This is a genomic window from Streptomyces nanshensis (assembly GCF_001751255.1).
In the GTDB taxonomy this organism is placed as follows: Bacteria; Actinomycetota; Actinomycetes; order Streptomycetales; family Streptomycetaceae; genus Streptomyces; species Streptomyces nanshensis_A.
The window spans coordinates 58,824-68,566 of record NZ_LJGW01000066.1 but is presented as its reverse complement, the minus strand read 5'-3'; the positions used below and the strand labels follow the sequence as shown (position 1 = coordinate 68,566).

9 protein-coding genes are annotated in these 9,743 nt (G+C 72.9%); 3 read left to right on the top strand and 6 right to left on the bottom strand.

What is annotated here, in order from left to right:
* From AN218_RS37390 to AN218_RS03435, 5 genes are all read right to left on the bottom strand, one after another.
* The coding region (locus AN218_RS37390) for a DEAD/DEAH box helicase family protein (RefSeq protein ID WP_070015128.1) at window positions 1-2,517 on the bottom strand (2,517 nt) is incomplete at its 3' end.
* Between the two features lie 179 nt (window positions 2,518-2,696).
* Window positions 2,697-4,325: an alpha/beta hydrolase gene (locus tag AN218_RS03450; RefSeq protein ID WP_070015127.1), complete on the bottom strand. Its 1,629-nt coding sequence runs from the start codon at window positions 4,323-4,325 to the stop codon at window positions 2,697-2,699.
* A 230-nt stretch (window positions 4,326-4,555) separates the two neighbouring features.
* Window positions 4,556-5,350 (bottom strand): Mut7-C ubiquitin/RNAse domain-containing protein, encoded by a 795-nt coding sequence (locus AN218_RS03445; protein WP_216311714.1) that lies wholly within the window; start codon window positions 5,348-5,350, stop codon window positions 4,556-4,558.
* Window positions 5,347-5,778, bottom strand: coding sequence for an acylphosphatase (locus AN218_RS38870; RefSeq protein WP_338059595.1), 432 nt, complete (start codon window positions 5,776-5,778; stop codon window positions 5,347-5,349). Before AN218_RS38870 ends, AN218_RS03445 begins: the two co-directional genes overlap by 4 nt.
* A gap of 250 nt (window positions 5,779-6,028) precedes the next feature.
* Complete coding sequence (locus tag AN218_RS03435; RefSeq protein ID WP_070015125.1) at window positions 6,029-6,529, bottom strand: excalibur calcium-binding domain-containing protein; 501 nt, start codon at window positions 6,527-6,529, stop codon at window positions 6,029-6,031.
* A 210-nt stretch (window positions 6,530-6,739) separates the two neighbouring features.
* Here AN218_RS03435 and AN218_RS03430 point away from each other — a divergent pair, with 210 nt between their 5' ends.
* Window positions 6,740-7,405, top strand: a complete 666-nt coding sequence (locus AN218_RS03430) for a nucleoside/nucleotide kinase family protein (protein WP_070015124.1) — start codon at window positions 6,740-6,742, stop codon at window positions 7,403-7,405.
* Window positions 7,406-7,500: 95 nt separating this feature from the next.
* Here AN218_RS03430 and AN218_RS03425 read toward each other — a convergent pair whose 3' ends face one another.
* Window positions 7,501-8,208: a type 1 glutamine amidotransferase gene (locus tag AN218_RS03425; protein ID WP_070015123.1), complete on the bottom strand. Its 708-nt coding sequence runs from the start codon at window positions 8,206-8,208 to the stop codon at window positions 7,501-7,503.
* 57 nt (window positions 8,209-8,265) lie between these two features.
* Between AN218_RS03425 and AN218_RS03420 the strand changes: the two genes are divergently transcribed.
* Both AN218_RS03420 and AN218_RS03415 read left to right on the top strand, forming a co-directional pair.
* On the top strand, window positions 8,266-8,748 hold the full coding sequence (locus tag AN218_RS03420) for a type II toxin-antitoxin system PemK/MazF family toxin (protein ID WP_079131776.1): 483 nt from the start codon (window positions 8,266-8,268) through the stop codon (window positions 8,746-8,748).
* 167 nt (window positions 8,749-8,915) lie between these two features.
* Complete coding sequence (locus AN218_RS03415; protein ID WP_070015122.1) at window positions 8,916-9,731, top strand: MHYT domain-containing protein; 816 nt, start codon at window positions 8,916-8,918, stop codon at window positions 9,729-9,731.
* Window positions 9,732-9,743 lie beyond the last annotated feature (12 nt).

The window sequence follows — 9,743 nt, the reverse complement described above, 5'->3', positions numbered from 1 at the left end:
GGAGGCGGTGGCCAGGCGCCGATTCCCGCCGGCCGGCGCGGAGTCGGCGGTGCGCGGCGTACGCGGCGTATGCGCCGTGTGCCGGGTGCGTCCGCTCCGAACGGTGCGCACCGGGCCGTGTGTCGTGCGGACCCCGTAGGCGGCGGGGACCGCCGGCGGCACCGCGTGGGCTCCGGCCGGTACGGACGCGGGGACGCGGCCCGTCCTCCCGCGGGGCATGGTCACCCGGACGGTGTGGATCAGCTCGTCCTCGTACGGTTCGCCGACGCGCCAGCGCTCACGCACCTCCTCGCGTGCGGCGGCCCGCTGGAGCATCACCGCGTTGAAGCGGTCGAACTCACCGGCGGGCGGCGGCGCGTAGGGGGACAGCTCCGGGTGGACGTGCGAGACGCCGACCATGACCTCGCCCGCGTCCGTCAGCCCGAGATAGCCGTCGTGCTTGCGTACGAAGCGGCCCCAGTCGCGGTCGCCGCGCGGATGTTCCTGCGCGACGCACACCACGGACCAGGTGTTGGCGACCTTGTCCGGACGGCCCGGGTCCAGCCGCAGGGCGCGGCCGCGGGTCTGGACGACGGCGGTGGGCGTCGTCGCCTCCGTGAGGTCGATCAGGGTGTTCACGCGGCGTGCGTCCCAGCCCTCGCCGAGCATGCCGCGCGTACCGATGAGGACGCGGGTGCCGCCGTCCTCGAAGAAGCGGGTGACGGCCTCCACCCAGCGGCGGCTGTTCCAACCGGGCGGGCCGGCGACGCGTACGAGCGCCCCGGAGCCGGGGTCGGAACCGGGGCCGGAACCGGAGTCTCCGCTCGCGGCGTCGACCGCGTCGGCGTCCCCGTCCGTACCGCCCGCGCCCAACGGCTCGGTGAACAGCGCCAGTCGGGAGACCTCCGGCCCCGCGGAATTCCGGCACCAGGCCAGCAGGCGTTCCGCCGTGCGCCGGGAGGCGCCCACCGTACGGCCCGTCACCAGCACCGGATCGAGCGCCGCCGTACGCGGGTCGCCCGCCAGCTCTTCCAGTACCAGCAGCGCCGACCCGGCCTGAGCCTCCAGCACTCCCGACAGCCGTGCGGGCAGCGTCGCCGTCGCCCGCTCGTGGTCGCACACCACGACCGCCCGCAGCCCGTCGCCGAGCGCGGCGTCCTCCGCGGCCAGGATCTCCCGTACCGCGTGCGGCTTCGCCGCGCTGCGCGCCAGCACCCGGTCGACGGGGGAGCGCCCGCCGCGGACGCCGCGCGCCGTCAACTGGTGCCCCACGGACGGAAGTGCGGCCCTGAGCGCCTCCAGCACCTCGGCGTCGCGGGGATCGCCGCTGCGGCGCAGACAGTGCCGTATCCAGTCGTCCAGCAGCAGCACCCAGTCGTCGGCGCCCGGACTGCGGCGGTGCTCCTCGTGCGGACGGGCGCCCTCGGGCAGCGCGAGCAGCTCCGCATGGTGGAACCGCAGGGCGGCCGCGGTGAGTTCGGGACGTTCCCGGGCCAGTCGCGACCAGGGCAGCGTGGCCCCGTCGGGTCCGCGGCGTGTGACGAAGCGCTCGTCGAGCCAGCTCAGGAACGGGACCGAGGCGAAGCCTGGGTCGAGGAGGCCGGTCGTCAGCTCGGTGAAGCGTTCGGCCTCGGCGGCCAGCCACTCCGTCTCGACGGCGGTGGGGGAGGTCAGCCAGCACAGTTCGGCGTACGGGGCGAGATGCCCCTCGCGTACGGCGGCGGGGATCGACGGACCCTGCACGGCGGGCCCGAACAGTTCACGGACCAGCTCGGCCTGGGCGGGCGAGAGCCGGTCGGGCGGTGTGGCGGTGAGGCCGACGACCGTGGCGTCGGGCAGTTCGCGCAGCAGCTCGGCGAGCAACTCGCCCCAGGTGTCGAGGAGATGGTGGCATTCGTCGAGAAGCAGGGTGAACTCGCCGGTGCGGCGCAGCGCTTCGACGAGTTCGCGGCCCTGCGGCCGGAGCCGGTGCAGATGCCCGCTGCGGCCGCGTTCGCTGCCCTCCTCGTCGACCTCGGCGTCGGGGTCGAAGGAGGCGAGTGCCTGATAGGTGAGCACGGTGACGGGGGAGTCGAGGCTACGGCCGGTGCCGGCGGGCACCGACGGTGCGCTGTCCGCGCCGACTTCGGCACCGGCGGAGGTGCCGCTCGCCGCGTCCGCCGCATCAGCCGCGTCCGTGACCTCCGGGCGGGGCTCGAACGACTCCCACTCGCGTACCCACTGACCCTGGATCGCGGTGTTCGGGGTGAGCACGACCACCGGCGCACCGAGGCGGCGTGCCGCTTCCAGGCCGGTGAGCGTCTTGCCTGCTCCGGGCGGCAACACGACCCAGGCGCGGGCCGGTTGACGTCGCGGCCCGGAGTCCTCGTCCGTCCCCTCGCCGCCGTCCGGGCTGTCGCCGGCTCCGGCTCCGGCTCCGTCCCGGTCGCCGCCGTCGCCCGCCGTCGCGCGCATCAGCCGTGTCAGCGCGTCCTCTTGGTGCCTGCGCAGCGCGTACGGCGGACGGAGGCGGGCCATGGACTCGGCGAGGGAGTGCACATCCGTACGGTAGGCCGTGCGGCGAACACCGCAGGCGGCGGGGCTCACGCCTCTCTGCCGCCCCACGGCGTTCAACAGTGGGGCCGGGCAGGACACTTCGGTCCCACCCGGCCCCGACTGCCGCCGGTGTTCACCGGATTCCAGCGAAGTCCCGTCCGGGATCCGCCGGAAGCCGTGGCTCAGCCGCGGTTGCCGACCAGCCGGTGCAGCTCACCGGCCTTGTCGGAGCCGCCCTGCGAGCCGTACGGCGCGGGAACGGCCGCCTTGGCCTTCTCGGGGCTCAGCGGTTCCGGGTCGGGCAGCGCCTTGCACGTGGCGTCGGCGTCACCGCTGCTCTTGCCCTTGGGGACCTTGCCCGTCGCCAGGTAGTCCGCCAGGTGCTTGTCGAGGCACTCGCTGCCGCCCAGCGTGATGCCGTGGTTGCCGCCGCCCTCCTCGACGACGAGACGCGAACCGCTCAGCTTGCGGTGCATGCTGATGCCGCCCTCGTACGGGGTGGCCGCGTCGTCCGTGGCCTGGAAGAGCAGCACGGGCGGGAGCTTCTTGTTCGAAACGTCCAGCGCCTTCTGCGACTTGACCGGCCAGAAGGCACACGGTGCGTTGTACCAGGCGTTGTTCCAGGCCATGAAGGGTGCCTTCTCGTACACCTTCTCGGTGTCGCGGTGCCAGGTGCCCCAGTCACGCGGCCAGGAGGCGTCGCGGCACTGCACCGAGGTGTAGATCGAGTAGCCGTTGTCTCCCTCGGCGTCGACCGAGCCCATCGCCTTGTACGCCTCGACGATCGGCGCGGTGTCCTTGTCGTTGACGAACGCGGCGAAGGCGGTGGCCAGATCGGGCCAGTAGCCGTTGAAGTAGCCGCCCGGGATGAAGGTGTCCTCCAGTTCGGAGGCGCCGACCGTGCCGCCCGCGGGCTTCTTCTTCAGCGCGGCGCGCATCTTGTACCAGGCCTTCTCGACGGCCTCCGGGTCCTTGCCCAGCTTGTACTCCGCGTCGTGCTTGGCGACCCATGCGGTGAACGCCTTCTGACGTCCCTCGAAGGCGTAGTCCTGGGAGATGTTGTCCTCGTACCAGACGCCGTCGGGGTCGACGATGCTGTCCAGCACCGCGCGGCGCACGCGGTCCGGGAAGATCTTGGCGTAGACGGCGCCGAGGTAGGTGCCGTACGAGTAGCCGAAGTAGTTGATCTTCTTGCTGCCGACGGCGGCGCGGATGCGGTCCATGTCCTTGACCGCGTTGACCGTGTTGATGTGCCGCAGCAGCTTGCCGTGCTTCTTGCCGCAGGCCTTCGCGAAGTCCTGGGCGCGGTCGATGTTGGCCTTCTCGTCCTTCGCGTTGCGCGGCACGCTGTCGGGGCGTACCGGGTCGAAGGAGCCGGGCTGGCAGTCGAGGGCGGGCTCACTCTTGCCGACTCCGCGAGGGTCGAAACCGATCACGTCGTACTGCGACGCGACCTTCTTCGGCAGCGACTTGGCGACGAAGCCCGCGAGAGTCAGCCCGCTGCCGCCGGGGCCGCCGGGGTTGACCAGCAGGGGGCCCTGGGACTTGGAGGCGGTGTGCTGAACGCGCGAGAGCGCGATGGTGATCTTCTTGCCGTCCGTCTTCTTGTAGTCGAGCGGCACGCGGACCTTGGAGCACTGGAGGTCCGGGTAGTCCTCCGTGGCACAGTCGGTCCACTTGAGCTTGCCGGCGGCGGCCGAGGTGCCCTCGGCGTCGGCGGAACCGGCGTTCGCAGCCACCGGTATGGCTGTGATCAGTCCTGCCAGAACGACCGCGGCGCCGCCGTACACGGCTATGACGCGTCTCTTCATTCGTGCTCCAGTGGGGGTGTCGACGGCCGCACCTGTCACGGCCATACCGCATCGTGCAGCACGGCGGGGCCCTTCGGGACGCTTCCCGGGGAAATAGGTCCGGTGCTGTGACCTGGAACTCGTGAGAGGTGGTACGCAAGTGGCCTCTTACGGTGCGGGAGGGGGCCACAACTGCCGTACGGCCACGGGGTGTTGGGGACCGCGCGGCCGACTCCCCGCGGGATTGCGGCTTATGCCGGTTCCGTTCCGTGGGACGGGTCCGGCGCGCCCGGCGGCCTCGACGCGGCCGCCTCGTACGCCCGTTCCACGAGCGACTCCAGCCTGCCGCTGTGCGCACCCCGCCAGTAGAGCCGCGCGCACGAACGACAGCGCATGAACGTGTCGTACGTGCGCCGCGTGCCCGGCGGCAGCAGCGGCTCGACCTCCGCCTTCTCGACCGCCTCCAGCGTTCCGTTGCAGGCCATGCAGCGTGTCCACGGCGTCAGCGGGGGCGCGAACCGGTCCAGTACGTCGAGGAGTTGGGCGTCGGGGCGGGCGCCGCGCACATATGCGCCCAGCCACAGCGCCCGGCGCAGCAGCAGACCGCGGTCCTGGGTGAGCAGCAGCCGCCGCTCGTCGTCGGCGTGGGCGACGAGCCGGTCGTCGGAGGCGTCGTTGCCGTAGGCGGCGTCGAGGCCGACGAGCCGCAACCGCCGGGCGAGCGCCCCGAGATGAACGTCGAGCAGAAAGCGGGGCGGCCACGGTCCCTCCACGCTCTGGGGGCGCGGGGCGACGCCGACGTCGGCGGTCTCCGCCTCCTGCGGCCGGTACGCGGGGTCGACTTGGCGCCCGGCGCCCTCCTCCCGCGGCCCGTGAACGGTCAGCGGGCCGACCTCCGTCAGGGGCACGCCGAGGGACTGGACGACATGGCCGAGCGTCGAGGTGCCGTCGTACGGGACGTACGCGGCGCCCGAGCGGCGGTGCCGCGCCGCGAGGAAGAAGCGCAGCCCTCCGGCGAAACGGAGCCGGATCTGCGCCGGCGTCACGGCCCGGACGGACCGCCGGACGCACCGGGCACGTCCTGGTCCGGAGGCGGCGCGGACGACGGACCGGGCGGGGGACCGGACTGCGGCCCGGACAACGGAGCGGAATCCGGGCCGGGCGGCGGACCGGAAGACGGACCGGACGGTGGTGTCTCGCGGATCTCGAAGCCGTCGAGGCCCTCCGGCTCCTCGCCGTACACCTCGACGTGTTCCACGCCGGCCGTCGGCGGTCCCTCGTGCACCCAGTCGACGAGCTGCTCGACCGCGCCCGTCTCCCCCTCGAAGACCGCCTCGACGCTGCTGTCCGGGAGGTTGCGGACCCAGCCGTGCACGCCCTGCGCCGCCGCTGTCGCGCGGCAGGTGTCGCGGAAGAACACGCCCTGGACCGCGCCCGAGACGATCACACGCTTCCGGTACATCGGTCTGGTCACCTCCGGAGGATCATCCTGACGACGCCGGTGGACCGCTGCCCCAGGATAGGGACACCGCGGGCGGATGATCCACCGGAACGGGATCCGGAGGGACCGGTGAACGCGATGCGGAGCGGCCGGCGGGAGGCTCCGCGCGGAAGCGTACGGATGCGGGTGCGGCCGGGCGTCCGGGTGTGTCCGGTGCGTCCGTCCGTACGGATGCGGGCGCTCCCTGCGTACGCGTACGGGAGCGGTGCCGCTGCCGCGCCCGTCAGGTGTCGCAGCCCACGCCGTCCCCGTCGCGGTCCAGATGGCGTGCGTAGCCGGGCTCGCCGCGGTGCACGGGGGCGGCGCCCGCGGCCCGTGCCTCCGCGCAGTTGCCGTAGTGCACCGACCCGGAACCAGAACCGGAACCGGAACCCGAGCCCTGCCCGGCGTTCCCGGCGGCGGGCGGCTTCGCCGTGACCGTGACGGTGGCGGTCGTCGTGACCTTCACCTTCTTCGTCTCGGTGACCGCGGGCGCGGGCTCCTCCTCGGGAGCGGCCGTCTCCGTGGCCGTCGCGGTCACCGTCGCCGTGGCGGTGGGCCGTGCGGTCGCCGAGGCCGCCGCGCCGTCGGCGGGCGCTCCCGCCGTGCCGAGGACGAAGCCGAAGAAGCCGACGAGGAAGATCCCCGGCAGCAGCACACGCTTACGGGTCCACGCCGGCCGGTACGAGGGGCCGCGCGGCGGGGGAGTGGGCTGGGGCCAGGGGCGGGGCTGACGGGACGACATACGGACCCCCTTGTGGAGTGGGACCGCAAGTGTGGCCCGTTATGGAGGAGTTGGGGAGAAGTGACGGTGAAAAAGCGGAGATGTCCACCGAATCGAGACCTTGTGCGCTGCCGGGCCCCGGTGATGCGACGGGCCGTGCGGTGGGGCCCCGGCGTGAAAGCCGCGCCGCCCTCCGCGTGTACACGCGCCGCCACGCGTCACGATGAGTACGTGCGACTCGAACCGATCACCTGGGAGCGCCTCACCGAGCAGCTCGCCGACCATGTCGCCGCGGACGCCGCCGACCCGGAGGCGTCCGCGGACGGCAGCCCCTGGCGACGCGTCGCTCTCGACGGCGCCCCGTCCGCGGCACCTGACCGGCTCGCCGGGCGGCTGGCCGACGCCCTGCGGGTACGGGGCCTGCCGGCCCTGACCGTCGGCACCGGCGGATTCCTGCGGGCGGCCTCCCTGCGCTTCGAGTTCGGCAAACGGGACCCGGACGCGTACTACGACCGCTGGTTCGACACGGGCGCCCTCTGGCGTGAGGTCTTCGCACCTCTCGACCCCGGCGGCGACGGCCGCGTACTGCCCGATCTGCGCGCACCGTCCACGGATCTGCCCACCCGCAGTCCGCGTGTGCCGCTGCCGCCCGGCGGCGTTCTGCTGCTGCACGGCCCGTTCCTGCTCGGGCACTGGTTCCCCTTCGACCTGTCGGTCCATCTCGGGCTGTCCGCGGGCGCGTTGGAGCGTCTGACCGCCGAGGAGGAACGCTGGAGCCTGCCGGCGTACGCCCGTTACGAGGAGGAGGTGGCGCCGCGGGAGGCCGCCGACGTCTTCGTACGCGCCGACAAGCCGGAGCACCCGGCGTGGAACGGGCCGCCGCCCGGCCGGCGTTGAGGGCACACGCGCGAGCGGACGCCCCGCCCCCGTAGGCAGGTCTGTCCCGGCCCCGCCCAACTCCCGCCCCGCCGCGGCCTGTTCGGCCCGGGTGCTCAGCCGCCGTCCGTGACGAACGCCGCGAAGCGCCCCAGCAGCAGCCGCCAGTTCGCCGCTGCCGCCGGCTCGTCCAGTTCGGCCTGCCGTACCAACTCGTCGCGGTCGAAGCCCTGTTCGCGCAGCGACTCCGCGTCCCAGCCCGCGACGGACCGCGGCGTCGCCTCCGGATGGAACTGCACGCCCCACGCCCGCTCCCCGACACGGAACGCCTGCACGGGACAGCGTTCGCTGCTCGCGAGCCAGTACGCGTCCCGCGGCAGTCTCGTGATCGCGTCGACGCGGTGCTCGACGGCCTTCACCCGTGCGGGCAGCCCCCGGAAGAGCGGATCCTCCAACGCCTCGGGGCGCAGCGTCAGTTCGGTGCTCCCCGACTCGGGCAGCCCGTGCCGGGCCCGTACCGTCCCGCCCGCCACATGCGCCAGAAGCTGCGCGCCCAGGCAGATGCCGAGAACCGGCACTCGCGTCTTCAGCGCCTCCGCCGCCAACTCGCGGGCCCGCGCCAGCCAGGGCGCGCGGTCGTCGGCGTCCGGCATGAAGCCGCCGCCGAGCACCACCAGACACCGGTGATCCGCCAGTGTCTCCGGCAACTCCCCGCCGTCGTAGGCGTGTACGACGTCCGGCGGCAGCCCGTCCTCGCCGAGCCAGTCCCCGACGCGGCCCGGACCTCCCGTCGGAGTGTTCTGCACCACCAGGGCACCCTGCATGTCCGCCCCCGCCTTCCCGTCGTCTCACCTGGTCCGGGACGGCGATAGGTTCCCGGCATGAGCCATTCAAGCAACGACTCCGCAGGCGGTGCATCCGGCATCCGGGACGGTTCCGGCAGCCCCGGCAGCAGCGGCCCCACGGCGACGTGCGAGGTCGAACCCGGTGCGGTCGGCACCGTCCGCACCTCCTACGCCCCGGACCCGGACGGCGATCCGGACCCGGGCGAGATCGTCTGGACGTGGGTGCCGTACGAGGAGGACGACGGCCGGGGCAAGGACCGTCCCGTGCTGATAGTCGCGCGCGAGAGTCACGGCACCGTCCTCGGCGTCCAGTTGAGCTCGCAGGAACGCGCCGCCCGGCACGGGTGGCTGCCGCTGGGCTCCGGCCCGTGGGACGCCAGCGGCCGTGACTCGTGGGTGAGTACGGAACGGGTGCTGCGCGTACATCCGGAGGGGATGCGGCGGGAGGCGTGCGCGCTCGACAGGGCGCGGTTCCAGCGCGTCGTGCACCGTCTTCAGCAGCTCTACGGATGGCGGTGAGCCGGTCCCCGCGGACGCGTGCGGAATGAATCGCTCCGAGCATCTGACGGGATTTGGGAACCGGGCCCGCACAAGGACACGGGAACTTAACATGAGTCCCCCGCACGTGTGTTCACCATGTGTCGGTGCTGTGGTCACTCACGCTTTCCTGATGGGGATGACGGGCGATGCTCCCTGCCGCCGCGGTACAGCCGAACGTTCTGACGTACGGGCCTGTCACGCCGTTGCTCGCGTACGGGATGGCCGTACTCGGCAGTGCCGTCGGGCTCAGATGCGCGATGCGCACACCCGGCGCCGAGGCCCGGGAGCAGGCCGGGTGGCTGGCCCTGGGGTCGGTCGCCGTCGGCATCGGGATCTTCACGATGCACGTCGTGGCGATGATCGGCTTCAGCGTGGGCGGCGCCCCGATCGACTACGACATGGTGACGACGTACGGGAGTCTGCTGCTGGCCGTCCTGGTCTCCGCTGTCGCGCTGTTCGTGGTCTCCCGCCGCCGGCCCGCGTGGCTGGCGGTGCTCGGGGGCGGAGTGGTGCTCGGACTGGGCGCCGCCGCCACGCACTTCACGGGAATGACGGCGATGCGGATCGCGGGAGCGGTGCGCTACGAGGGCCGCGTCATGGCGATCGCGGCGGCGGTGGTCGTCGTCGTCACCACGGTCGCGCTGTGGTGTGCGCGGCGGATCCGGCACATGGGCGCCTCGGTGGCCGCGGCGGTGATCATGGGGACGGGCTTCATCGCCATGCAGTACCTGGGCATGGCGGGGATGTCGGTCCGGCTGTTCACGGACGACGGCGGCGTGGGCTCCTCGTCCCTGGGCGTGCTCACCCCCGTACTCATCGGGCCGGTGCTCGTGCTGCTGCTCATCACCCTGTTCGTCAGCCTCGACCCGATGATGGAGCGGGACGGCGGACGTAAGTGGGGAACACGTCCCGGCGAGGGCGCCGGCGAGAAGCTGGAATGGACGCCCTTCGAATCACGCTGACCCGGGGCGGCC